Annotated in this window: 23 protein-coding genes and 1 riboswitch; of the genes, 8 read left to right on the forward strand and 15 right to left on the reverse strand. The window is 69.8% G+C overall.

Annotated features, from left to right (window positions below; all coding sequences use genetic code 11):
- Positions 1 to 25: 25 nt before the first annotated feature.
- From ABIC51_RS08940 to ABIC51_RS08955, 4 genes are all read right to left on the reverse strand, one after another.
- Positions 26 to 757: a cobalt-precorrin-6A reductase gene (locus tag ABIC51_RS08940; RefSeq protein WP_060196418.1), complete on the reverse strand. Its 732-nt coding sequence runs from the start codon at positions 755 to 757 to the stop codon at positions 26 to 28.
- Entirely contained in the window at positions 754 to 1,842 is a 1,089-nt protein-coding gene (locus ABIC51_RS08945; protein WP_060196421.1) for a cobalt-precorrin-5B (C(1))-methyltransferase, read from the reverse strand. The genes ABIC51_RS08940 and ABIC51_RS08945 overlap by 4 nt, the downstream gene beginning before the upstream one ends.
- On the reverse strand, positions 1,842 to 3,104 hold the full coding sequence (gene cbiE / locus ABIC51_RS08950) for a precorrin-6y C5,15-methyltransferase (decarboxylating) subunit CbiE (RefSeq protein WP_175899792.1): 1,263 nt from the start codon (positions 3,102 to 3,104) through the stop codon (positions 1,842 to 1,844). The genes ABIC51_RS08945 and cbiE overlap by 1 nt, the downstream gene beginning before the upstream one ends.
- 134 nt (positions 3,105 to 3,238) lie before the next feature.
- Positions 3,239 to 3,535 carry a hypothetical protein gene (locus tag ABIC51_RS08955; protein ID WP_146252710.1) on the reverse strand — a complete coding sequence of 99 codons (297 nt, stop codon included), beginning with the start codon at positions 3,533 to 3,535 and terminating at the stop codon, positions 3,239 to 3,241.
- A gap of 142 nt (positions 3,536 to 3,677) precedes the next feature.
- A riboswitch (cobalamin riboswitch) is annotated at positions 3,678 to 3,868 on the forward strand.
- Positions 3,869 to 3,974: 106 nt separating this feature from the next.
- Between ABIC51_RS08955 and cobG the strand changes: the two genes are divergently transcribed.
- Genes cobG through cobJ form a run of 4 tightly spaced genes read left to right on the forward strand, consistent with a single transcriptional unit; the run spans position 3,975 to position 8,407 of the window.
- Entirely contained in the window at positions 3,975 to 5,339 is a 1,365-nt protein-coding gene (gene cobG / locus ABIC51_RS08960) for a precorrin-3B synthase (RefSeq protein ID WP_354006476.1), read from the forward strand.
- The gene (locus tag ABIC51_RS08965) at positions 5,332 to 5,958 is read left to right on the forward strand and encodes a precorrin-8X methylmutase (protein ID WP_059623562.1); all 627 of its coding nucleotides are present in this window, start codon (positions 5,332 to 5,334) and stop codon (positions 5,956 to 5,958) included. The genes cobG and ABIC51_RS08965 overlap by 8 nt, the downstream gene beginning before the upstream one ends.
- Complete coding sequence (locus tag ABIC51_RS08970; protein WP_027787411.1) at positions 5,955 to 6,689, forward strand: precorrin-2 C(20)-methyltransferase; 735 nt, start codon at positions 5,955 to 5,957, stop codon at positions 6,687 to 6,689. The genes ABIC51_RS08965 and ABIC51_RS08970 overlap by 4 nt, the downstream gene beginning before the upstream one ends.
- A complete protein-coding gene (gene cobJ / locus ABIC51_RS08975; protein WP_354006411.1) occupies positions 6,686 to 8,407 on the forward strand; it encodes a precorrin-3B C(17)-methyltransferase in 1,722 nt (573 codons plus the stop codon). Before ABIC51_RS08970 ends, cobJ begins: the two co-directional genes overlap by 4 nt.
- A gap of 6 nt (positions 8,408 to 8,413) precedes the next feature.
- On the opposite strand, the gene ABIC51_RS08980 is transcribed toward cobJ, so the two are convergent.
- Positions 8,414 to 9,613 (reverse strand): MFS transporter, encoded by a 1,200-nt coding sequence (locus tag ABIC51_RS08980; protein WP_354006412.1) that lies wholly within the window; start codon positions 9,611 to 9,613, stop codon positions 8,414 to 8,416.
- Positions 9,614 to 9,707: 94 nt separating this feature from the next.
- On the opposite strand from ABIC51_RS08980, the gene ABIC51_RS08985 reads away from it, so the two are divergent.
- Positions 9,708 to 10,610 (forward strand): LysR substrate-binding domain-containing protein, encoded by a 903-nt coding sequence (locus ABIC51_RS08985; protein WP_354006413.1) that lies wholly within the window; start codon positions 9,708 to 9,710, stop codon positions 10,608 to 10,610.
- Positions 10,611 to 10,826: 216 nt separating this feature from the next.
- On the opposite strand, the gene ABIC51_RS08990 is transcribed toward ABIC51_RS08985, so the two are convergent.
- Positions 10,827 to 13,091 (reverse strand): Ig domain-containing protein, encoded by a 2,265-nt coding sequence (locus ABIC51_RS08990; protein ID WP_354006414.1) that lies wholly within the window; start codon positions 13,089 to 13,091, stop codon positions 10,827 to 10,829.
- Positions 13,092 to 13,601: 510 nt separating this feature from the next.
- The gene (locus ABIC51_RS08995; RefSeq protein WP_124671876.1) at positions 13,602 to 14,090 is read right to left on the reverse strand and encodes an H-type lectin domain-containing protein; all 489 of its coding nucleotides are present in this window, start codon (positions 14,088 to 14,090) and stop codon (positions 13,602 to 13,604) included.
- A 229-nt stretch (positions 14,091 to 14,319) separates the two neighbouring features.
- Here ABIC51_RS08995 and ABIC51_RS09000 point away from each other — a divergent pair, with 229 nt between their 5' ends.
- Entirely contained in the window at positions 14,320 to 15,675 is a 1,356-nt protein-coding gene (locus ABIC51_RS09000) for a chitinase (protein WP_059700229.1), read from the forward strand.
- A 125-nt stretch (positions 15,676 to 15,800) separates the two neighbouring features.
- On the opposite strand, the gene ABIC51_RS09005 is transcribed toward ABIC51_RS09000, so the two are convergent.
- The 4 genes from ABIC51_RS09005 to ABIC51_RS09020 form a co-directional block, all read right to left on the reverse strand.
- Positions 15,801 to 16,544 (reverse strand): IclR family transcriptional regulator, encoded by a 744-nt coding sequence (locus tag ABIC51_RS09005; protein ID WP_124544980.1) that lies wholly within the window; start codon positions 16,542 to 16,544, stop codon positions 15,801 to 15,803.
- A 60-nt stretch (positions 16,545 to 16,604) separates the two neighbouring features.
- On the reverse strand, positions 16,605 to 17,771 hold the full coding sequence (locus tag ABIC51_RS09010; RefSeq protein ID WP_021160073.1) for an acyl-CoA dehydrogenase family protein: 1,167 nt from the start codon (positions 17,769 to 17,771) through the stop codon (positions 16,605 to 16,607).
- A gap of 142 nt (positions 17,772 to 17,913) precedes the next feature.
- Positions 17,914 to 19,215, reverse strand: coding sequence for a CitMHS family transporter (locus tag ABIC51_RS09015; protein WP_060084866.1), 1,302 nt, complete (start codon positions 19,213 to 19,215; stop codon positions 17,914 to 17,916).
- A 113-nt stretch (positions 19,216 to 19,328) separates the two neighbouring features.
- A complete protein-coding gene (locus tag ABIC51_RS09020; RefSeq protein WP_027787419.1) occupies positions 19,329 to 20,525 on the reverse strand; it encodes a CaiB/BaiF CoA transferase family protein in 1,197 nt (398 codons plus the stop codon).
- A 277-nt stretch (positions 20,526 to 20,802) separates the two neighbouring features.
- On the opposite strand from ABIC51_RS09020, the gene ABIC51_RS09025 reads away from it, so the two are divergent.
- Positions 20,803 to 21,042, forward strand: a complete 240-nt coding sequence (locus ABIC51_RS09025; RefSeq protein ID WP_027787420.1) for a hypothetical protein — start codon at positions 20,803 to 20,805, stop codon at positions 21,040 to 21,042.
- Between the two features lie 149 nt (positions 21,043 to 21,191).
- Positions 21,192 to 21,614 (forward strand): NUDIX hydrolase, encoded by a 423-nt coding sequence (locus tag ABIC51_RS09030; RefSeq protein ID WP_059710208.1) that lies wholly within the window; start codon positions 21,192 to 21,194, stop codon positions 21,612 to 21,614.
- Between the two features lie 21 nt (positions 21,615 to 21,635).
- Here ABIC51_RS09030 and ABIC51_RS09035 read toward each other — a convergent pair whose 3' ends face one another.
- From ABIC51_RS09035 to ABIC51_RS09050, 4 genes are all read right to left on the reverse strand, one after another.
- The gene (locus tag ABIC51_RS09035; protein ID WP_124838891.1) at positions 21,636 to 21,962 is read right to left on the reverse strand and encodes a low molecular weight protein tyrosine phosphatase family protein; all 327 of its coding nucleotides are present in this window, start codon (positions 21,960 to 21,962) and stop codon (positions 21,636 to 21,638) included.
- Between the two features lie 13 nt (positions 21,963 to 21,975).
- A complete protein-coding gene (locus ABIC51_RS09040; RefSeq protein ID WP_027787423.1) occupies positions 21,976 to 22,548 on the reverse strand; it encodes a DUF1993 domain-containing protein in 573 nt (190 codons plus the stop codon).
- A 182-nt stretch (positions 22,549 to 22,730) separates the two neighbouring features.
- Positions 22,731 to 23,183 carry a YaiI/YqxD family protein gene (locus ABIC51_RS09045; protein WP_354006415.1) on the reverse strand — a complete coding sequence of 151 codons (453 nt, stop codon included), beginning with the start codon at positions 23,181 to 23,183 and terminating at the stop codon, positions 22,731 to 22,733.
- A 60-nt stretch (positions 23,184 to 23,243) separates the two neighbouring features.
- Positions 23,244 to 23,852, reverse strand: a complete 609-nt coding sequence (locus ABIC51_RS09050; RefSeq protein WP_175899810.1) for a vWA domain-containing protein — start codon at positions 23,850 to 23,852, stop codon at positions 23,244 to 23,246.
- Between the last annotated feature and the right edge of the window lie 2 nt (positions 23,853 to 23,854).

A 23,854-nucleotide genomic window follows, 5' to 3' on the forward strand; every position in this document is an offset into this window, starting at 1 on the left:
TCATGGGATGACCGGCCGCGCGGCGTCATGCGCGCGCGGCCGGATCGAGCGCGTCGATGAGCGCCGCGGCCGAGTCGAACGCGCGGTCGGCGTCGGGCAGCGGCGGCCGGCGCAGCATCACGACCGGCAGCCTGCGTTCGCGCGCGACGTCGAGCTTGGCTTCGGTGGCCGCGCCACCGCTGTTCTTGCTGACGACGACGTCGATGCCCGCCAGCGCGAACAGCGCGCGCTCGCCGTCGAGCGTGAACGGCCCGCGCGCGGCGGCGACCTGCGCACGCGCGTTGCCGGGATGCGGGTCGAGGCAGCGCACGAGCCAGAACTGGTGCGGCGGGATCGCGTCGAGATGTGCGAGCGGTTCGCGACCGAGCGTGAACAGCGGCCGCCGGAACGGCGCGAGCGCGGCTTCGATGCCGGCCCAGTCGTCGACCATGCGCCAGTCGTCGCCGGGTTGCGGCGACCACGGCGCGCGGCGCAGCGCCCACAGCGGCACGCCCGCTTCACGCGCCGCGGCGGCGGCATTCGCGCTGATTTGCGCGGCATACGGATGCGTCGCGTCGATCACGAGGCCGATGCCGGCGTCGCGCAGATAAGCGGCCAGCCCGGCCGCGCCGCCGAAACCGCCGACCCGCACGTCGCAGCGCAAGTCGTCGGGTGTCTTGCCGAGGCCGGCGAGACTATAGACATGATGCGGGCCGAGCGCGCGCGCGATCTTCAGTGCGTCGCCGGTGCCGCCGAGCAGCAGGATGCGGGCGCTCATCGCGCTGTCCCGACGAAGCGGCCCTGCCGGTCGATCGCGAACATCTCGACCGCAACCGACGGCGGCACGATGTCGCGCGCGACGCGCAGCGCATGCGCGCAGACGAGATCTCCGAGCGGCACACCGTCGGCGTGTGCGAGCTTCAGCGCTTCCTGGCTCGTGTTCGCGGCGCGCATCGCCGCCTGGAGCGCGTCGCTGGCGCCGGCCTCGGCCGCCCACTGCGCGAGCAGCGGCAGGTCGATGCTCGAATGGCGGCTGTGCAGGTCGAGATGGCCGGCCGCGAGTTTGCTGAGCTTGCCGAAGCCGCCGCACATCGACAGCCGCGCGACCGGCGCGCGCCGCAGGTGCTTGAGCACCGCGCCCGCGAAATCGCCCATCTCGATCAGCGCCATGTCGGGCAGGTGGTAGTGCGCGCGCATCGCATCCTCGCTTGCGTTGCCCGTGCACGCGGCGATATGCGTGATGCCGTTCGCCCGCGCGACGTCGATGCCTTGATGGATCGACGCGATGTAGGCCGAGCACGAGAACGGCCGCACGATGCCGGTCGTGCCGAGGATCGACAACCCGCCGACGATGCCGAGGCGCGGGTTCATCGTCTTCAGCGCGAGCGCCTCGCCGCCCTCGACGCCGATCGTCACGTCGAAGCCGCCCGCATACCCATGCTCGGCCGCCAGCGCTTCCAGGTGCGTCGTCATCATCTGGCGCGGCACCGGGTTGATCGCCGGTTCGCCGACCGGCAGCGTCAGCCCCGCGCGCGTGACCGTGCCGACACCCGGCCCCGCATGAAAACGCACGCCGGGCGCCGCCGCGAGCGCGACACGCGCGAAGATCAGCGCGCCGTGCGTGACGTCCGGATCGTCGCCGGCATCCTTGATCGTGCCGGCTTCCGCGCCGTCGGCCGTCGTCCGGCAGAACTCGAGCCGCATCATCACGCGCTGCCCCTTCGGCAGCACGATCTCGACCGCGTCGTCCGCACGCCCCGCGAGCAGCAGCCGCGCGGCGGCGAGCGACGTCGCGGTCGCGCAACTGCCGGTCGTGTAGCCGAAGCGTAGCGGCGCGGGCTGTTCGGGGGTTTCGTCGCGCATCACGCGTCCGTTGTATGCGTCGTGGCCGGCGAAGCCGCCGTGTCGGCCATGTCGACCGTGTCCGGCTTGCGCACGTCGTACAGCGTGACCGGCAGCGGCTGACGCCAGGTGTCGAAGCGGCCGAGCGGCTCGGCATGCGCGAGCGACACGCGCGTGAGCGTGCCGCCATGCGTCTCGCGCCATGCGGCGAGCGCCAGTTCGCCCTGCAGCGTGACCGCGTTCGCGACCAGCCGGCCGCCGGGCTTCAGCGATGCCCAGCACGCGTCGAGCACGCCGGCCGCGGTCGCCCCGCCGCCGATGAAGATCGCGTCGGGCGCGGCGAGCCCCGCGAGCGCATCGGGTGCGCGGCCCGCGACGAGTTGCAGGCCCGGCACGCCGAGCGCGTCGCGGTTGTGCTCGATGAAGCGCTGCCGCTCCGCATGCGCTTCGATCGCGATCGCCTGGCATGACGGATGCGCGCGCATCCATTCGATGCCGATCGAGCCGCTGCCGGCGCCGACGTCCCACAACAGCTCGCCGGGCACGGGCGCGAGACGGCCGAGCGTCATCGCGCGCAGGTCGCGCTTGGTGAGCTGGCCGTCGTGGCGGTACGCATCGTCGGGCAGGCCGGGCGTGAGCGCGCGGCGCGGCGCGTCGGGGCCGGCCCGGCAGTCGAGCGCGACCAGATTGAGCGCGGCCGTTTCATCGACGCGCCAGTCCTGCGCGAGCCCGTCGAGACGCCGCTCGAGCGGGCCGCCCAGATGCTCGAACACGCTGATGCGCGTCGGCCCGAAGCCGCGTGCGACGAGTTCGGCGGCGACGGCGGCCGGCGTCCGGCCGTCGGCGCTCAGCACGAACAGGCGACGGCCCGGCAGCAGGTGGCGCGCGAGCGCCGCAAGCGGACGGCCGACGAGCGAGACCGCGCCGACATCCTGCAGTGCCCAGCCGAGGCGTGCGGCCGCCAGCGACAGCGACGACGGCGCGGGCAGCACGCGCCATTCGTCAGGGGACAGCGAGCGCGCGAGCGTGGCGCCGACGCCGAACAGCATCGGGTCGCCGCTTGCGAGCACGCAGACGGGCGACATGCGCCGTGCAAGCACGCCCGCAAGGTCGAACGGCGACGGCCACGCTTCGCGCGCGGCCGGCAGCCTTGCGGGCAGCATGTCGAGATGCCGCTTCGCGCCGACGACGAGCGTCGCGTCGAGCAGCGCGCGGCGCGCGCTGCGGCCGAGCCCCGCGTAACCGTCGTCGCCGATGCCCACTACCGTCAGCCACGCCGTCATGCACCCTTCCCCATCGTTCGATTCCATCCCGTTTGTTGCGATGCGCGGCTGCCGGAGCGCCGCGCGTTGATCCGTTGCTGATCCCGATCCGCTTTCGCGCCACGCACGCCCTTCGGTGCGATGCAGCGGCGACGTCACCCGAGCGGCACGCCGACGACAAACGTCAGCACGGCCAGAACCATGCCGCCGATCGACGCGATCAGCAGCCAGCCGAGCAGCAGCCACATGAGCGGCCGCGCCCCGCTTTTCCTGTACAGGAGCGTGCCGCCCGCGACGATCGGCACGCCGAGGCCGGCGAGCCCGACATTCTTCGGCCACTCGGCCGACGGTGCAAGCGGGATCAGCACGCACGCGAGCAGGACCCATGCGGGGATGGCCAGCAGGCCCAGTGCGATGCCCATGCCGAACAGTTCCGTCCTGCCGAGTTTCATGGCGGATGCCGGCGGTCGCCGATCTGATGTCGAGGCGCCAATCCTACCATTTGCGAGACAGCGCAAAACCGTCTGCGGCCATGCTGCGACGCGGTTGCGCGACGTACCGCCGATGCCGGATCGTCGCGAAAATCGGGTATCCTACGGCCGTTCGTTCGCCGGTGCCCTTCGGGGCCGAAGAGGGAACACAGGGCGCACCACGCGCCGCTGTGGCTGCCCCCGCAACTGTAGACAGCGAGCCGATCTCCCCCTCATGCCACTGGTTTCACCGGGAAGGCCGGGAGCCGGCGCCGACCTGTCAGCCAGGAGACCTGCCGGCCAGAAAGTGCGTGCGTGCCAGTCGGCGTCGGGCGGGGTGTACCGACGCGTTGGCCGCGGCGCGACACTGCCCCGGTACCCCGTGAGTTCCGCCCCCGATTCGATTCCTGCGTCGCCCGTCGTGCGCCCGTCGGCTTGCCCGGGGCTCGTGCGCGTGGTCGCGGCCGCCGACGGCGGGCTGTGCCGGATCAAGCTGCCCGGCGGCCGGCTCGATGCGCGTCAGGCGCGCGCGATCGCCGCCGCCGCGCGTGCCTGCGGCTCCGGTGCGATCGACGCGACCAATCGCGCGAATCTCCAGCTGCGCGGCATTCGCGACGACGCGGCCGACACACTGATACGCGCGTTGCTCGACGCGGGCCTCGGCCCGTCCGTCGACGCCACCGCGGATGCCGTCGCCGATACCGCCGCGCTCGCCGCGAGCGACGACGTCCGCAACGTGATGCTCAGCCCGCTCGCCGGCGACGACCCCGCCGCCCTCGTCGACGGCCGCGCGCTCGCCGCGCCGCTCCTCGACATGCTGGCGCGCGAGCCGCGCCGTGGCGAGCTGTCGCCGAAATTCTCGATCCAGCTCGACGGCGGCGAATCGGTTGCGGCGCTCGATCATCCGCACGACATCTGGCTCGCCGCATGGCGTCGCGGCGACGGTGCGGTGCGCATCGCGGCCGGGCTGGCCGGCTGCCCGCCGGTCGCGCACGACGACCGACCGGCCTCGGTCGATGTCGCGCCCGATCAAGGTGTCGCGCTGGTCCGCGCGCTGCTGCTCGCGTTCCTCGATCTCGCGCCGGCGGACGTCACGCGGATGCGTGCCCTGCTCGCGACCTGCGGCGAACGCGCGTTGCTCGAACGCGCGCAGCACTATGTGCCGTTCGCGCTTGCGGCCGATCCGGCGCTCGCCGGCTGGCGCCGCGCGCGCACCGATCCGGCGCTGCGTTTCGGCGTACATCCGTCGCGCGATACCGCGCGCTGCCACGTCGGCGCGCAATTCCCGCTCGGCCGGCTCGACGCCACGCAACTGGAACGGCTCGCCGCGCTGGCCGAAACCGACGGCGACGGCACGCTGTCGATGACGCCCTGGCAAGGCGTGTTCATGCATCGCGTCCCGCGTGAACGCGCGCCGGTCACGCTCGATGCGCTGGCATCGCTCGGCCTCGTCTGCGCGTCGTCCGACCCGCTGGCGTCGCTCGTCGCGTGCACCGGCAGCGCGGGCTGCGCGAAAGCGCGCGCCGACACGAAACACGACGCGCTCGCGCTCGCCGCGCGCATCGGCCATGCGGTCGACGTGCACCTGACCGGCTGCGAGCGCCATTGCGCGCTGCCGCATCCCGCGACGCACACGCTCGTCGCGGTTGCGCCCGCGCACTACGACCTTTACCGGCGCGATGCGGCCGCGGGCCTCGGCGCCCCGCTCGCGCGCCATCTGACGATTGACCAGGCCGCGGCCCGACTGACGGGCGCGCGGCACAGCCAGGACACCACCGATGCTTGACTACATTCGCGACGGGCAGGAAATCTACCGCCAGTCGTTCGCGACGATCCGCGCCGAGGCCGACCTGTCGCAGGTTCCGCCCGACCTCGAGAAACTCGCGGTGCGCGTGATCCATGCGTGCGGGATGGTCGACGTCGTCTACGACCTGCGCTTCTCGGCCGGTGCCGGCACGGCGGGCCGCACGGCGCTCGCAACCGGCGCGCCGATCCTGTGCGACGCGCGCATGGTCGCCGAAGGCATCACGCGCGCGCGGCTGCCGGCCGGCAACCGCGTGATCTGCACGCTCGGCGAGCCGGAAGTGCCCGATCTCGCGCGGGATCTCGGCAACACGCGTTCGGCCGCCGCGCTCGAACTGTGGCGTCCGCAGCTCGCCGGCAGCGTCGTCGTGATCGGCAATGCGCCGACCGCGCTGTTTCACCTGCTCGACATGATCGACGCCGGCGCGCCGCGCCCCGCCCTGATCCTCGGTTTCCCGGTCGGCTTCATCGGTGCGGCCGAATCGAAGGCGCTGCTCGATGCCGACAGCCGCGGCGTCCCGTACGTCACGCTGCTCGGCCGCCGCGGCGGCAGCGCGATGGCCGCTGCGGCGGTCAACGCACTCGCGACGGAGGTCGAATGACGACCGCGCGCGGACGCCTGTTCGGGGTCGGCGTCGGCCCCGGCGATCCCGAACTGATGACGATCAAGGCGCTGCGCGTGCTGCAGGCCGCGCCCGTGGTCGCGTATTTCGTCGCGAAGGGCAAGAAAGGCAATGCATACGGCATCGTCGAGGCGCACCTGCGGGACGGGCAGACGCAACTGCCGCTCGTCTATCCGGTGACGACCGAGGCACTGCCGCCGCCGCTCTGCTACGAGACGGTGATCGCCGATTTCTACGACACGGCCGCCGGGGTCGTCGGTGCGCACCTCGATGCGGGGCGCGACGTCGCGGTGATCTGCGAAGGCGACCCGTTCTTCTACGGCTCGTACATGTACCTGCACGACCGCCTCGCACCGCGTTACGACACCGAGGTGATCCCCGGCGTGTGCGCGATGCTAGGCGGCACCGCCGTGCTCGGCCAGCCGCTCGTCTATCGCAACCAGAGCCTGTCGGTGCTGTCGGGCGTGCTGCCCGAACACGAGTTGCGCACGCGGCTCGCGCAGGCCGATGCGGCCGTCGTGATGAAGCTCGGCCGCAATTTCGACAAGGTGCGGCGCGTGCTCGACGAGCTGGGGCTCGCGAAGCGCGCGCTGTATGTCGAGCGCGCGACGATGGCGAGCCAGCGCATCGTGCCGCTCGATGAAGTCGATCCGATGGCGTCGCCGTATTTCTCGCTGCTCGTCGTGCCGGGGGAAAAATGGCAAGGATGACGACCCCGCCCGCGATCGTGATCCTCGGCGCGGGCGCGCTCGATACCGCGCGGCGCATCCAGGCGCGTTATCCGGGGGCGCGCGTGCACGGCCTCGCGTCGCGCGTCGCCGCCGACGTGCCGTTCGATGATCTCGGCGCGCACTTGCGCGAACTCTATGCACGCGGCCTGCCAATCGTCGCGCTGTGCGCGGCCGGCATCGTGATCCGCTGCATCGCTCCGGCGCTTGCCGACAAGGGCGTCGAACCGCCCGTGCTCGCGGTGGCGGAAGACGGTTCGGCGGTCGTGCCGCTGCTCGGCGGCCTGACGGGCGTCAACGTGATGGCGCGCGAAATCGCCGCCTGCGTCGGCGTCGCGCCGGCGATCACGACGAGCGGCGAACTGCGCTTCGGCGCGTGCGTGCTCAATCCGCCGGAAGGCTATGCACTCGCCGATCTCGCCCAGGGCAAGCGCTTCGTGTCCGATCTGCTCGCGGGTGCGTCGACGCGCATCGACGGCGCGGCGCCGTGGCTCGACGATGTCGCGTTGCCGCGCGACGACGCCGCGGCGCACGCGATCCGCGTGACGCCCGAAGCCTGGCGCGGCACGCATGACGAGCTCGTGATTCATCCGCGCAGCGTGGTGGTGGGCGTCGATGCGGACGCTGTTTGCGCGGATGGCGCGCTCGCGGCGCGCATCGCGGCATCGCTCGACGCGCACGGTCTCGCCCGGCTGGCGCTCGCGGCCATCGTGGCGCCCGCAGCGGCGATCGGCGATGCCGCGCTGGAGGATGCGGCGCACACGCTCGACGTACCGCTTCGTTTCGTCGATTCAGACGGCGACGGTGACGGCGGCGCACCGGCCGACGCGGCCGCGCTGCTCGGCCGCGCGTTGCGTGTCGCGCACACGCTGCGGGCCACGACGAACGGCATCGCATGCGCGGTCGCGGCGCATCCGGTCGATCCCGCCACGCTCGGCCGTGCGCGCGGCCGCCTGACGGTGCTCGGGCTCGGCCCGGGCGGCGCCGCGTGGCTCACGCCGGCCGCGCGCGCCGCGCTCGCGGACGCGACCGACATCCTCGGCTACACCACCTACGTGAACATGGCCGGCCCGTTCCGCGACGACCAGCGCGTGCACGGCACCGACAATCGCGAGGAGATGCAGCGCGCGCGCCATGCGTTCGAACTCGCGGCCGAGGGCCGGCGCGTCGCGGTCGTGTCGTCCGGCGACCCGGGCGTGTTCGCGATGGCCGCGGCCGTGCTCGAGGCGCTCGACGAAGCGCGCGACCCGCACTGGGCCGCAGTCGACCTGCGCGTGGAGCCCGGCATCTCGGCGTCGCTCGCGACGGCCGCCCAGGCCGGCGCGCCGCTCGGCCACGATTTCTGTGCGATCTCGCTGTCGGACAACCTGAAGCCGTGGGACGTGATCGAGACGCGCCTGCGGCATGCGGCGCAAGCCGATCTGGTGATGGCGTTCTACAACCCGATCTCGCGCGCGCGGCCGTGGCAGCTCGATCGCGCGCTCGATGTCGTGCGCGCGCATCGCACGGCCGATACGGTGGTCGTGCTGGGCCGCGACATCGGCCGGCCGGGCGCGACGCTCGCGACGACGACGCTCGGTGCATTGCGCAGCGACCAGGTCGACATGCGCACGATGGTGATCGTCGGATCGTCGACGACGCGCCGCTTCGCGATCGGCGAGGGTCGCGAGTGGGTCTATACGCCGCGCTGGTATCGCTGAACCCGGTCAGCGCGCCGGCCTGACGCCGTGCGCGCCGACATACGCCGTGCCGCCCGCCCCCCAGAACCGATACACGAGCACGCCGACGACGGCCTGCGCAGCGACCACGAACGCGACGCAGCCGGCCCATCCCCACCGGTGCCAGCCGGGCACCGGCAGGATCGAGCCGAGGCTGCCGCCGAAGTAATAGCAGGACAGGTAGATGCCGATCGCCGTCGAGCGCGCGCTCGACGCCGCCTGCGAAATGAACGTGTTGGCCGACGCCTGTTCGACGAACACGGCGGTCGAGCCGAGCGCGAGGCCGGCCAGGATCACCGGCACGTGGTCGGACAGCGTGAGCAGCGCTCCGCCGATCGCGAGCGCGGCCGCGGCAAGCCCCGGTGCGCGCGGGCCGCGATGCCGCGCGAGGCGCCCTGCCAGCGGCGTCACGACCACCGCCACCAGGAACACCGCGTAGATCGCGCCGATCCCGACCGTGCCGAAGCCGAACGGCGCGCGGGCCAGGCGCAGGCCGACGAACGTGAACGTCGCGACCTGCGACGCGAGCACGCACGCGCCGATCGCGAACGACGCGAGCAGCGGGCCGCGCGTGACGATGCGCCAGGCCGGCTCCGCACCGGCCTCCGTGTCGGGTTCGACACGCCGCGCGATCGCACCGGACGCCGGCAGGCTCGCGTAGATCGCGACGCCCGTGACGAGACACAGCGCCGCGACGACGTCGAGCGCATGCCGCCAGCCCCACATCGACGTCATCAGGTTGGTCGCGAAGCGCCCGGCGAAACCGCCGAGCGTCGTGCCGGCGACGAACAGCGCGCTGATCTCGGCCGACGTGCCGCGATCGAAGCGCTCGGCGATGTACGCGATCGACAGCGCGAAGACGAACGGCATGACCAGGCCGGCGGCAAAGCGCGCGCCGAGAAACGACGCGAAACCTGCCGCATGCGCGGACCACACGACCGGCAGCGCGACGGCCATCGCCGCGAGCGAGATCGCGATGCGCCGCTCGATGCGCGCGGCCAGCACGCCGACGAACGGCGCGATAATGGCGACGGCCGTCGTGGTGGCGCTCACGCCCTGCCCCGCGCGCTCCGCGCTGACGCCGAAGGTGGCCGCGAGTTCGTGCAGGATGCCCTGCGTCGAATACAGATTGAGAAACGCGGCGAAGCCGCAGAGAAAGAACGCGATGCGCGTGGTCCTGTCGTTCATCGGAGCTGCCTGGTCGTCGATGCCGACAGTCTGACGAGCGCGCCGTGCGCACGCCAATACCGTTTTCATCGCGATTGATACCGGAACGACAACAATGCTCGACCTGCGCCGCCTCCGCTATTTCGTGGTCGTCGCCGACGAACTGCACTTCGGCCGCGCGGCATTGCGCCTGCGCGTCGCGCAGCCGCCGCTCACGCGCCATATCGCCGCGCTGGAAAGCGAGCTCGGCGTGCGGCTGTTCGAGCGTTCGACGCGCGCGGTGCGGCTGACGCCGGCAGGTGCCGCGTTTCTCGAACAGGCGCGCAACGTCGTCAGCGCGGCCGCCGAGGCCGAGGCGAGCGCGCGCAAGCTCGCGCAAGGCATCGCCGGACGAATCGTGATCGGCTATGCGAGTGCCATTCCGATGTCCGACACGTTCCCGGACGTCATCCGCGCCGCGAGCCGCACGATGCCCGACGTCGAATTCGCGTTCCGCGAGGCGGCGACCGCCAGCCAGCACCGGCAGATCGCGGACGGCACGATGGACATCGGTTTCGGCTGGGCATGGGGCGACGCGCCTGGCGTGCCGGTGGCGTCGCTCGTCGTGTCGCGTGAACCGCTCGTGGCCGCCGTGCCGGCCGCGAATCCGCTCGCCGGCCGCGCGAGCGTCGACGTCGCGGCGCTGTCGAGCGAAACCTTCGTGACTTTTCCGCCGGGTTATGGCTCGGCATTGGCCGCGGCACTGGACGACCTGTGCGCACAGGCCGGATTCGCGCCGCGCATCGGCGCGACCGCGGCACAGATCACGACGCTCGTGTCGCTGGTGGCCGCCGAACGCGGCATCGCGATCGTGCCGGGCTTCACGGCGACGCTGCGGCGTCCGGGTGTCGTGTACGTGCCGCTCGCCGGCGCGCGCGCGGTCGAGCAGATCATGTCGTGGAGCGAGCCGTTTGCGTCGGCGTGCGTCGAACGCTTCGTCGCACTCGCGCGCTCGCTTGTGCAGCCCGCATCGGCTTGATGCGAGTCAAGCGATCCGGATCGACCTTCCCCGTGGTTTCGGTGCTCCGGCCGCGCGCCACCCTCTTCCGCACCGATCACGTTCGCCGGAACGGTTGATCGCCCTCACCGAATGCCGCGGGTCTCGCCGGAATGACGCGCGCCGCACTGCCGCCGCGACGCGCGTCCCGAATGCCGGCGCGCTCGCCCGCGAAATCGATGAGGGCTGCTCGATACCTCACTGCACCACGATGGTGTAAACCGCTCGCGCGTCAGCCAGTCCCCCGTCATTCGTGGCCGTGACGGTAAACGTGTACCGCCCGGTCTTCCTCGGCGTACCAATAATCCCGCCCGTATCCTGATTGAACTGGAGGCCTGGGGGCAAACCCCCGTTGGTCACCGTGAAGCGGACGGTCGCAGGCGTATTCGTCGTGATTTTCGCTCCGTAGAGCGCGCCTTGAGTGGCGACCGGCAGGACGGCGGGGCCCAGTTGCGGTGTGGGTGCCGATACGGTCTGCGGAGCGCCGATCGGGACGCCGTCGGCATTCACCTGCTGCAACGACCAGCGTTGCCCGGGGGTGACGGCGCTCAGGGTCCACGAGGTCGTCTGGTCGCGAAGCGCGGCCCTCTGCTTTTCGGTGAATGCGCCGAGATTCCTGGCGGTTTCCCACTGCTTGATCTTGTCGAGGATATCCGGCGTCGACTCTGCCGAGAGCAGGAATGCCACCGTGCTCTGGAAGCCAATGCCGGCGTTGAGCGCCGCGCCGCGTGCGAGCCTGGTTTCGATCGTGGTCAACGAGACGCCCGTGATATCGAACCATCCAAGCATGCCCGGCAGGTAGTTGGCCTGGTAGAAGGCGTTGTCGCGGTACAACTGATCCACGTCCGGGTTGGACCAGCTCGCGCGGGTCAGAGTGTCCCATGCGTTCGAGGTCATCCGGCTCGTCTCGCTGATGTATCCGTCGTGCCCGGTCTGGGCGGCGTAGGTGCCGTTGATCAACCGGGCAATGCCGAAGCTGCCCCAGCCGGTATCACTGGCGGATTCCACCCCGTCGAAGGAGTGGGACCGGATGCCGACGTTGTTCCTGAGGGCGCCCAGCCGGGTGGCGATCTCGTCGATGATGCCGAGGCCGCCGATGGCCCCGCCGTACGAATTCACGATCACCCTCGCAACGGGCGTGCCACGCGCGGCTTCGGCCGGGACGGAGCCCCACTGGCCTCGGGTCAGTCCACTGACTTGCCATTCGGTGACGCCCCTTTGGACCGCGTTGAACGAGATGAACTCGTTGCCGATACGCAGCATCTGCTCGTTGATCCCGTCCCGCACCGGCGCGAATCCGCTCAGGTAGAGCATCGTGCTCGTCATGCTCAACTGCCGGGACAAGGCGGCTTGACCGCCCAAGGCCAGACGAGGGTCCGCGGGCGGCGAAACGTAGGGATCGATGGAGGTGGGCTGGCCGACGCTGATGAAGTCCGACATGGTATGGACGCCGACGCGGACGCCGTACTCCTTTGCCGCTTCCACCAGCTTTTCGGCTCCGCTGTCGCTGTCGCCGAAGGTGAAGTCGAACTGATAATGCCCGGTGTATTTCCAGGGGCCGCGAAAATTCCGTGGCGAGTAGATGTAGTTGATTCCCGCGCTGCTGGCGAATCGGGCTGCCTTGCCGACATTGCCGGTGTCGAGATCGTCCAGCACGAAAGACGACTGGCCGCTGGCCTGCGCCACTTTCTGCCACTGGCCGTTCTGGGTCGGATACGGGAGGTTTTCACCCGAGGCAATGAACGACAACAGGGTCGTCACGAGCTCCGGTGCGCTGCCGTACAGCGCAATCTTCGATCCGATGACCGAGCCTGCGCTGTCGAGCGGGCCGAGCGGGATCGGATAGCCATTGGGATTGAGCCGGTCGCGCCGGCGCGTATAGTCGAACGTGAAGGCGCGCAGCACGGCCCCCCATGACGTCTTCGCCGCCGCGCACCACGGCTCCAGCGCCGCCACGTCCACGTTGTAAGGATTGGGGATGACGTCGCTTTCCCAGCCGTATTGCGGATATTCCTTGGGCCACGCGCCTTCGGTGCGGTCGTTGAGCGGCTTGAGGCCGATCGCGAATTCGTTGTCTCGCACCACACCCGCGGCTTCGCCGACGGTCTGGTTGATCGCGACAGGCAACGGGCCCCACAGCAGCGTCTGAACGTCCGAAGCGGGATCGGTCGACACGCGGGTGACTTCAAAAGTGGCGTAGCCGTTTTTCTGCAGGACGCGGACATCGACCTCGAATGCGAGGCCGGCATCATTCACGAAGGACAGCGTGTTGTCGGCGGACGACCATCGGACGCCGGCGGGTTTCGCCAGTACGCCGTTGATCACGAGCCTGACGAGCGGGACGGATTTCCCGGGCGAGATGTAGTTGCGGCCGCTGCGCGAATCGATGAGTTCGACGACAGCGCCGGTGGAGTCCAGGCCGAGCGTCAAGTAGCCGGCCGGAATGTGTAGAGTGCTTGTCATGTTTCGACTTTCCTGACGAAAATGGCGGGGCCGTGAGCGGCGCAGATGCACCCGTGCCCCCGTCCTTGGCGTGCCGCGAGCCAGTGTTGGAATTCCGAATCGATCGACCCGACGGACAGATGGCGACAGTCGGCGGATACCCCGGACATTGGACGTAGCGGGTCTGCCCGACCGATTCGAGCGCTCCCGCCTGCCGTCGATGCCGGCATCTTTCATTGGAAGGCCACCGTGCCGGCGCTTTCGAGCGCGATCCTTTGCGGCGCCAGGATCGCGGGATCTGCGCCGCGAGCCCTGGGTCCTGGGTCCAACAACGCACCATCACCGCCTCGACCGCCCTCGCCTGCGCAAGCAACCTGCGCGGAGCATGCGGCGCGACAGGCGACGCCGATGGCGGCCAGCCGCAGTGAATGGCTGCGGCTGGCCGGCCGCCGGAACTGCCTCGTCAAACTTCCGGCGGTGAAACCGGCGCAGTTGGAAAGAGGCAGCGGCCGCGTGATTCCGGTTCGGGTTTTACTGGCTCGGCACTTCGGCGATATACGAAACGTAGAGGTTTTGCCCCCAGTCGCTGCCCGAGTAGTTGGGGAACACCCTGTCTTCGCGGGTGATGTTGACGTTGAATCCGGTCGTCGTGACCTTGGTCACCGTCACCGAGAACGTGTCCGGATAACTGGATGCGTCGTTGGGGTCCTGGAGGGCCGTCACGACCACGATGGGAGCGGTCGAAAACGTGCCCGGAAACGTGATTTGGGCATTGAAAGGCGGGTTGATCCAGGAATCCTGATTGCCGCCTTGAACGCTTCCGACTGCCTGCTTTGCTACGATTCTTTCCAGCATGTTGAGCTCCTGATGGTTGGAACGACGTGACGTCGTGAGTGAGTGAGCCTCGCGCGAAAGCACTTCGCTCGCAGACAACGTTATGCCGCGCATGCGTCGAAAGCGATTACACGTGATTACATGATCGAGGCGGCCATCAAGGGGCGTCGAAAGCGTCGATTTCATGTCGAAATCGACGGCAATTTTGTCCCGCTCCGCGCCCGATGCATGACGGAACGATGTCGAATCGGCAAGATCGTTACGTATCGAGAATCAAATAACAAAAAGAACAACTAAGCATTCACTATTCGACGCGAATCCTCCAAGATGGGCACGCCGCCGGCCGGGCATGCCTGGTCGCCCGACCGGCGGCGATACGCGGGCCAGCGTATCCCTCTTCCACTTGGAGAACACAATGCACAACAATGTGTTGCCGCGTTTCATCCCGCGCGCGCTTGCCGCGGGTTGCCTGCTCGCCGTGGCGAGCGTGTCCCAGGGCGCCGGTGTCTATGCGCCCTACGTCGACGTGACGCTCTATCCGACGCCGCTCGTCGACCAGATCGGCGTCCGGCAAGGCATCCAGCAGTTCACGCTCGCGTTCGTGGTCGCGGGCAACGGGTGTACGCCGTCGTGGGGCGGCGTGCAGCCGATCGGCAACGGCGCGAGCGGCGGCCTGCTGACCGCGCTGTCGACGTCGATCGCGAGTTATCGCGCGAAAGGCGGCGAAGTCGCCGTGTCGTTCGGCGGCGCGAACGGCACGCCGCTGATGCAGGCATGCTCGACGGTTCCCGCGCTGGCGGGCGCGTACCAGACCGTGATCGACACGTACGGCCTCACGCACATCGACTTCGACATCGAGGGCGCGTCGCAGCTGGACACGGCCGCGGTCGCGCGCAACTTCCAGGCCGTCGCCCAGCTGCAGGCGAGTTATGCGGCGAAAGGCAAGCCGCTGCACGTCACGCTGACGCTGCCGACGATGCCGACCGGGCTCACGCAGGACGGCCTGAACGTCGTCAACGCGGCGATCTCGAACAAGGCCGTGTTCGATGCTGTGAACGTGATGGCGATGGACTACGGCCCCGCGAACATCGATATGGGGGCGGCCGCGATCAGCGCCGCTCAGGCGCTGTACGCGCAACTCGATACGGCCTTCAAGTCGGCCGGCCAGCCGAAGACCCATGCCCAGCTCTGGCAGATGGTCGGCGTCACGCCGATGATCGGCGTGAACGACGTGCAGGGCGAAACCTTCACGCTCGCGAATGCGCAGAGCGTCCTGAACGCGGCGGTCGCCAACGGCTACGGCTTCTTCGGCAACTGGTCGGTCGGCCGCGACCAGGCGTGCCCGTCCGGCGGCACCTATGCGTCGCCAACCTGTTCGGGCGTCGCGCAGCAGCCGTACGCGTTCGCGACGATCTTCAGGCAGCTCGACGGCAAGTGGGGCGCGGGCGTCACGCAGGATCCGAACTACGGCGGCGGCTCGGACGGCGGCACGCCGCAACCGGGCGCGCCCTGGGCGGCCGGCCAGGTCTATACGGCCGGCGCGACCGTCACCTACCAGGGCACGACGTATCAGGCGCAATGGTGGACGCAGGGCGACGTGCCCGGCCAGGCCGCCGTGTGGAAACCGGTCGGCGGCGGCACGGCCACGTGGTCGGCGACCACCGCGTATTCAGGCGGCACCTGCGTGATGTACCAGGGCGCGAAATACTGCGCGAAATGGTGGACGCAAGGCGACAACCCGAGTGCGGGCGGTGTGTGGGTGAAGTCGTGATGCCGCGGATCGGCCGTCGCTAGGCCTGCGCGCGCATCGGGGGCCGTTCACGGCGATCGCGGCCCGATCGCCTGCGGACGGCCCGCTTCGCTTGCCGGCCCTCCTCCGGCGCGCCCCGCCCGCGGTCAGCCGCGCGCGTGCTCGGCGAGCAGCCTGGCCTTCGCATCGACCAGCAGCGCCGCATGCGTATCGCGATGCTGGCGGATCCGCTCGGACGGCCCGACCACCGACAGCCCGTACCAGTCGCCGTCGAGCGTCAGCGCGACGGCGATCGCCGACAGCTCGGGCGCGCTCTCGCCGAAGTTCTCGGCCCAGCCGAGTTCGCGAAACCGAGCGGTTTGCGCGACGAGCGCGGGCAGGTCCGTCACCGTCGCGTCGGTGAAGCGCTCGAACGGCAACTGCGCGCCGAGCGCCTGCTGCGCGTCGCCGGCCAGTTCCGCGAAGATCGCCTTGCCGATCGAGTTCGCATGCAGCGGGCGCAGTTCGCCCGGCTCGCGCGTATAACGGATCGCCTGCTCCGATTCGACGACGTCGAGGTAGGTGACCGACACGCCCTGGATCTTGCCGAGCACGGCCGTCTCGCGGCTCGCGTCGCGCAGCGCGACGAGATGCGGATGGACGATGTCGACGACGGGGTCGGTCGCGTCGATCGCCGCGGCGATCGTCTGCAGGCGGCGCGTCGGGTAGTAGCCGCCGCGCCTGCGCACTTCGTACAGGTAACCGCGGCTCACGAGCGTGCGCGCCATCGCGAGGCAGCTCGACGCCGGCACATTGAGCAGGCGCGCGAGTTCGGTGAGCGGCAGCGGCCGCCGTTCGGCGGCGAACAGCTCGAACAGGTCGAGCGTGCGGGCAACGAGTTTGACGTCCATGACGAGCGCTTGAATCGGAACGGGAAACCGCGCGCCGGGCCGGCCGCCGGGTCGGTACGGTCAGTACGACTTCGGCAGCCCGAGCACCTTCTCCGCGATGTAGCACAGGATCAGTTGCGGACTCACGGGCGCGAGCCTCGGAATCATACACTCGCGCAGGTAGCGTTCGACATGGTATTCCTTCGCGTAGCCCATCCCGCCGTGCGTCGCGACCGCCGTCTGGCACGCCTGGAACGCGGCTTCCGCGCCGAGGTATTTCGCGGCGTTCGCTTCCGCGCCGCACGGCTGCCCCGCGTCGTAGCGCGTGGCGGCCTTCATCACCATCAGCCACGCAGCCTCGAGCTGCATCCACGCCTGCGCGAGCGGATGCTGGATCGACTGGTTCTGCCCGATCGGCCGGCCGAACACGACGCGCTCGCACGCATACTGCGTCGCGCGGCGCAGCGCGGCCTGCCCGAGCCCGATCGCCTCCGCCGCGATCAGGATGCGTTCCGGATTCAGCCCGTGCAGCAGATAACGGAAGCCGTCGCCTTCGTTGCCGATCAGGTCGCCTTCCGGCACGCGCAGGTTGTCGATGAACAGCATGTTCGAATCGACCGCCTTGCGGCCCATCTTCTCGATCTCGCGCACCTCGACGCGCGACCGGTCGAGATCGGTGTAGAACAGGCTCAGCCCGTCGGTCGGCTTCGCGACCCGGTCGAGCGGCGTCGTGCGCGCGATGATCAGCATCTTGTTCGCCACCTGCGCGGTCGAGATCCAGATCTTGCGCCCGCTCAGCACGTAGTGGTCGCCGTCGCGGCGGGCCTGCGTGCTCAAGTGCGTGGTGTCGAGGCCCGCATCGGGTTCCGTCACCGCGAAGCACGCCTTGTCGCGCCCGGCGATCAGCGGCGGCAGGAAACGCGCCTTCTGTGCGTCGTTGCCGAACACCTGCACCGGGTTCAGCCCGAAGATGTTCATGTGGACGGCCGATGCGCCGGACAGGCCGGCTCCCGATGCGCTGATCGTGCGCATCATCAGCGCGGCCTCGGTCATCCCGAGCCCGGCCCCGCCGTGCGCCGGGTCCATCGCGATGCCGAGCCAGCCGGCCTCGGCAAGCGCCGCGTGGAAATCGGCGGGAAACCCGCCCGCGCGATCGCGTTCGAGCCAGTAGTCGTCGCCGAAGCGCGCACAGATTTTCTCGATCGCGCTTTCGATTGCGCGCTGGTCGTCGGTCAGGTCGAACTGCATGGATGGCTCTCCGGGAAAAGGCCGAGCGGCCGCGCCGCTCTGAAGAAAATGCCAGGCGGCGCCAGGGGGGGCGCCCGGCGGAACGTTCCCTCGCGGGATCGCCCCGTCGGAGCGCCGGCACGACGCGGCAGGCCTGGGGCGCTCACAACGGAAACACGCCGACGATCACCGCGGCAAACACCATCAGCACCGTGGCGGCGAACAGGAACGGAATCGTGAATTTCTGATGCTCGGCGAGCTCGACGCCGGTCAGGCCGACGATCAGGAACGTCGCGGGCGTGAGCGGGCTCACCGGGAACCCCGTCGTCATCTGGCCGAGCAGCGCGGCCTGCGCCATCTGGATCGGCGGCACGCCGAGCAGCTTCGCGCTTTCCGCGAGCACCGGCAGCACGCCGAAGTAGAACGAATCGGGGTCGAACAGCAGGCTGAGCGGCATCGACAGCAGCCCGAGCACGAACGGCATGTGGCGCGCATGCTCGACCGGCACGTGCGCGACCACCACGTCCGCCATCGCCTTCAGCATCCCGGTGCCGGACATGATGCCGGTGAACGCGCCGGCCGCGAGCAGCACGCTCGCCATCATCAGCGCGGCCTTCGCATGCGCGTCGATCCGCTCGCGCTGGGCCTGCACGTCCGGGTAGTTGATCACGAGCGCGGCGACCGTGCCGAGCATGAACATCACCATCGGGTCGACGATGCCCGACACGAGCGTGACGAGCACCACGAGCGTCAGCGCGAGATTGATCCGGAAGCGTTCCGGCCGGCGTAACGCGCGCTCGGCATCGGTCAGCGCACGCGGTGCGATCTCGAGCGGTGCCGCGCCGGCACGATCGAGCCCGAGCCGTTTCGCCTCGCGCACGCCGAGCACGTACGCGGTGCCGAACACGAACACGAGCCCGACGATCTGCACCGGAATCATCGGCATGAAGATCGCGGAACCGGGAATGTGCAGCGCCGCCGACGCCCGCAGCATCGGCCCGACCCACGGCAGGAAATTGACGCCGGCCGCCATCGACGCGACGCACGCGAGGATGCGCCGATCCATTCCGAGCCGCGTATAGAGCGGCATCATCGCGGGCAGCGTGACGAGAAACGTGACGGCGCCGGAGCCGTCGAGGTGAATCAGCAGCGCGAGCAGCGCCGAGCCCATCACGATGCGCGGCGGATGGCAGCCGATCACGCGCAGCACGCCCGCGATGATCGGGTCGAGCATCCCGGCGTCGGTGAGGATACCGAAAAAAAGAATCGCAAAAACGAACATCCCGGCGATCGGGCCGATGTTCTGTACGCCGTGCACGATGAACTTGCCGGTCGCGAGCCCGAAACCGGCCGCGAGCGACGCGGCCACCGGCACGACGATCAGCGCGACGAGCGGCGACAGCCGCTTCGTGATGATCAGGCCGAACAGCGCGACGATGGCGATCGCGCCGATCCATGCAAGCATGATGCGTCTCCTCTTCAGCCGGTGCGCCCGTGGGTGGGCCGGCGTGGGGTTCGAATGGTCGTGCGGTACAGCGCCGCCGGTCGCGCGGTACGCGTCGGCGGCCGCGATGCCGGTCAGTTCCGGCGCGGGGCGTTATCGCGGTCGTTATCGCGTTCGGTCGCGCAGCCGGTCGTGCCGGCGTCGGCGAATACCTGCGCCACGTGTTCGTTCAGCGCGGGCGGCGGCCGCCGGTACGTGGCCGGCGTGCGGCCGAGCTTGATCGGCGACGCGATGCCGCGATGCCGGCCCAGCTCGACCTTCATCTCCCGATGCGCGACATGCGGATGATCGAGCGCCGCATCGAGCCCGAGCACCGGCGCGCACGGCACGCCGCGGCGCATCAGCTGCTCGGCGAGCGCCGCGCCGTCGTGCGCGGCGAGCGCCGTTTCGAGCAGCGTGCGCAGCACGGCGCGGTTCGCGCTGCGCGCGCGGTTGTCCGCGAAACGCGGATCGCCGGGCCAGTCGCGCGTGCCGAGCACGTCGCACAGCGCCGCGAACTGCCCGTTGTTGCCGACCGCGAGAAAGATGTCGACGCTCGCCGTCGGAAAGCTGTCGTACGGCGTGATGTTCGGATGCGCGTTGCCGGTGCGCACGGGCGCGTTGCCCGAATGGAAGAAGTTCGGTGTGTGCGGATGCAGGATCGACAGCGCGCAGTCGAACAGCGTCGCTTCGACGAACTGGCCGCGGCCGCTCGCGTCGCGCTCGCGCAGCGCCATCAGCACGCCGAGCGCCGCGTTCAGCCCGGTGACGAGATCGACGATCGGCACGCCGACCCGCAGCGGCGCGCCGCCCGCTTCGCCATTGACGCTCATCAGCCCCGCGAGCGCCTGCACGGCCGCGTCGTAGCCGGGCAACCCGCCGAGCGGGCCGTCTGCACCGAAGCCCGACACGCGGCAATGGACGAGGCGCGGAAACCGCGCATGCAGTGCGTCGAAACCGAGCCCCCAGCGCTCCATCGTGCCGATCTTGAAGTTCTCGACGATGGCGTCCGCGTCGTCGAGCAGGCCGAGCAGCCGCTCGCGGTCGGCCGGTTGCGTCAGGTCGAGCGCGATGCCGAGCTTGTTGCGGTTCACCCCGAGGAAGTACGACGCGGTATCGCCGTCGAACGGCGGCCCCCACGTGCGTGTTTCGTCGCCGGACGGCGGTTCGACCTTGATCACCTCCGCGCCGTGGTCGGCAAGGATCTGCGTGGCGTACGGGCCGCCCAGCACCCGCGACAGATCGATGATGCGCAATCCCGCCAGCGCGCCCTGCTGCTCGTATTCCGCCATGCGTCCCGCTCCTGGTTCCGGTTGATCGGACTGCCGGTTCCGGCAGGCCAGGCGCCTGCGGCGCGACCGTCCGGATTCGACGAATAATTCTTGTGCGTGAATTTATATTCACACTGGGGAATTATGTTGTCAACCCCGGCGGCACCCTGAGACCGTGCGGAAGACGTCGCCGTGCGCAAGTGGGGACGACACCGAATACGGGCCGGTTGCGATGGCGCCCCGCCTTTCGCTAAGCTGGCGGGAAACCTCTATCTCGAAAAATTCAGGCGGACTATTCATGAAACGGATGCTGCTGGCGGCCTTCGTGCTGGCGTCGACGCTGGGTGTCGGACATGCGCAGACCCAGACGTACCACTTCGGCGAGGGACAGACGCAGATGCCCGGGGGAGCGCCGCACGCCACCGCGCCGGCCGCACGGCACGCGAGCCCGCCGCCTCACCATCGGCGTGCCGTTCACAAGCGCCGCCATCCGCGCCACGTGAAGCCGACGCGCAACGGGATCTATACGCACACATGACCCGGCGTCCGTTGCGCGACGCCGCGCACGGAACTGTCATGAACGACCGGTAGGATCGCTGCGGCTGCCTGCAAGCCGTCGCGGCCGCGGCCGGGCAACGCGCCGCCGACGCGCACTTTCTCCACGATTCAGCACCTGTTTTGCCGAACATGAGTACCGGGCCGGACACCCTCGCCGTCATCAAGGAACGCGCCACGATCGTGTGCCGCCAGCACGGCAGCGTGCTGCTGGTCGCCCGCACCGCGTCGCGCTGGTCGCTGCCGGGCGGCACGATCCGGCGCGGCGAGACGCCGCTCGACGCCGCACTGCGGGAGCTCGCCGAGGAAACACGGCTGGAGGGGCTCGCACTCGACTACGCGGTGCAGTTCGGCGGGCTGACGAAGCTCCACCACGTGTTCGTGGCCGACGTGCCGGCACACCTGACGCCGCGCGCGAGCAACGAGATCGCCCGCTGCAAGTGGTTCACCGTCGACCGGCTCGACACGCTCCGGGCGAGCGTGCCGACGCGCAAGATCATCGAGTTGCTGCGGCTCGACTGTTTTTCGGCGATCGCGAACGGCCGGCTGCGCTGACGCCGATCCCGCCCGCGCCCGTCACGTGCGCAGGAACGGGCCGGCCTTGCGTTCGAGCAGCATGACGAGTTCTGGCTGCATGTACGTGTAGCGATCGGGAATGTCGAGGCAGACGACCTTCTTGTGCCGCAGATGCGTACCGAATTGCGCGGCCAGCCTGGTCTTGTGCGCGCGCTCCATCACGAACACGACGTCGGCCCAGTCGAGCTGCTCGGTGCACACGTGCGTGTCCGCATCGGGCGCGAGGCCCGCCGAATCGGTTTCGACACCCGGCCACGCGGCGAATACCGCTTCGGCCGTCGGGCTGCGCAGCCGGTTGCGGCTGCAGACGAAGAGTGCCCGTGTCATGTCGCTGCGAGGTTCAACCTTGCGGAATCGTGCCCGGCCGGACGTACGCGAGCATGTGCGACACGTAGTCGGCCTTGCCGAGTTCGACACCATGGTGGCGCAGGATCGCGTAAGCGGTGATCGCGTGGAAATTGAACTGCGGCAGAGCCCAGTCGCGCGCGTACTGTTCGCCTGTCATGTCGAATGCGACTCCGTTCGGCAACTCGAGCGCGATCGGCAGCGCGCCGCCGCCGTCGAGCGCATCCGGCGCGAGTTCGCCGAGAAATGCGAGCGTGCCGGCGATGATCGCCTGCGCATCGGCGAGCGAGCCGGGCTGCGCATCCGCATTCCATCCCGCCTCGCGCAAGGCCAGCAGTGCAGCCGGCAACGGTTCGCCACGCAGCCGGTGAATGGGCTCCATGGCCTGGAAGCACGAGAAGCGCACCTGCGCCGCGAGCGGATACATGTCGGGCGCCAGCTTCAACGTCATCGCCGCGTCGGGCGCGTCGCCCGCGGCCTGCCGGTGCGCGGCGGCCTTGTCGAGCCACGCGGTCTGTGCGCGCAGCATGTGGGTGAAGGTCGGAACGAGAAGTTGGGTCGGTGTCACGCGTGCGCTCCTGGGTTGGGTTGTCGTTTGCGCCACGATAGCAGCGTCGGTGCAAACGTGCATCCCGGCCCGGGTGATGAACGCGATTCGATGCGGATTCAACGGTGCGGCATGGCGACGCATGGCGTGCGGGTGTTCCCCCGCTTCAGGACGATCACGACGCGCGGCCGTTGTCCCCGGCCTCAGGGCTTGCCGTGCCGGGCCAGGAACCGGTCGAACTGCGATGCAAACGTCTTGCCGTCGCGCGCGCTGAACGGCGCCGGCCCGCCCGTGTCGATCCCGGCGCTGCGCAACTGGTCCATCATCGCGCGCGTCGACAGGCGTTCCTCGATGTTCTCGCGGCTGAACCAGTTGCCGCGCGGGTCGAGCGCATGCGCGCCCTTGTCGAGGACGGCGGCGGCCAGCGGGATGTCGGCGGTGATCACGAGGTCGCCGGCTTCCGCCAGCTCGACGATCCGCGCATCGGCGACGTCGAAGCCGGCCGGCACCTGCACCGCCTTGATGAACGGCGATGGCGGCGTGCGCAGGAACTGGTTCGCGACCAGCGTCACGCGGATTTCGGCACGACGCGCGGCGCGAAACAGCATGTCCTTGATGACGGCGGGACACGCGTCGGCATCGACCAGTACTTGCATGGCGGTTTTTTCCAGTGGGCAGAAGCAGAAGCGGCGATCATAGCGCACCGCGGCCGGCGATCAGCCGGTGCGGCCCGAGCACAGCGCGTCGGCCGTCACCCACTGCGCGCCCCACGCGGCGGCCAGCCGCTCGCCTTGCCCGATCCGCACGGCCGCATCGTCGAAGTCGACGAACACGACGTGATCGGCCGCCGCGGGTTTGGCCGGCATCTCGCGCGTGCGTCCGTCGGACAGCACCCACAGCCAGCGCTGCTTGTCCGGATCGCGCCGCGCCGCGTGCGCGAGCAACTGCGCGGCGGCCGCGATGCCGTCCGCGAGCGGCGTACCGCCGCCACCGCCGACCGGTTCGAGCCAGCGCGCATTCCACCAGCGCGGCACGGCCGGGCCGAAGCGCCGCGCTGCGCCGTCACCGCCGAAACAGATCAGCGCGGTTTCAACTCGATCGCGCGCGGCTTGGTCGAAATACGCGACGATCAGCCCCTTCGCCAGTGCGAGCCGCTCGTGCGACAGCATCGACGCCGAACAGTCGAGCACGAAGCAATGCAGTGCATCCGGTGCGCCCGCCCGCTTCCGGAAGCGCAGATGGCCGCGATGCAACGGATCGCCGCGCTTCGCGGCGAACGTCGCCGGCCATGCGACGGCCGTGCCGGTGCGCGCCGTGCCCGGCACGC

The sequence above is a fragment of the Burkholderia sp. 572 genome (genome assembly GCF_040545135.1).
Taxonomy (GTDB): domain Bacteria; phylum Pseudomonadota; class Gammaproteobacteria; order Burkholderiales; family Burkholderiaceae; genus Burkholderia; species Burkholderia cepacia.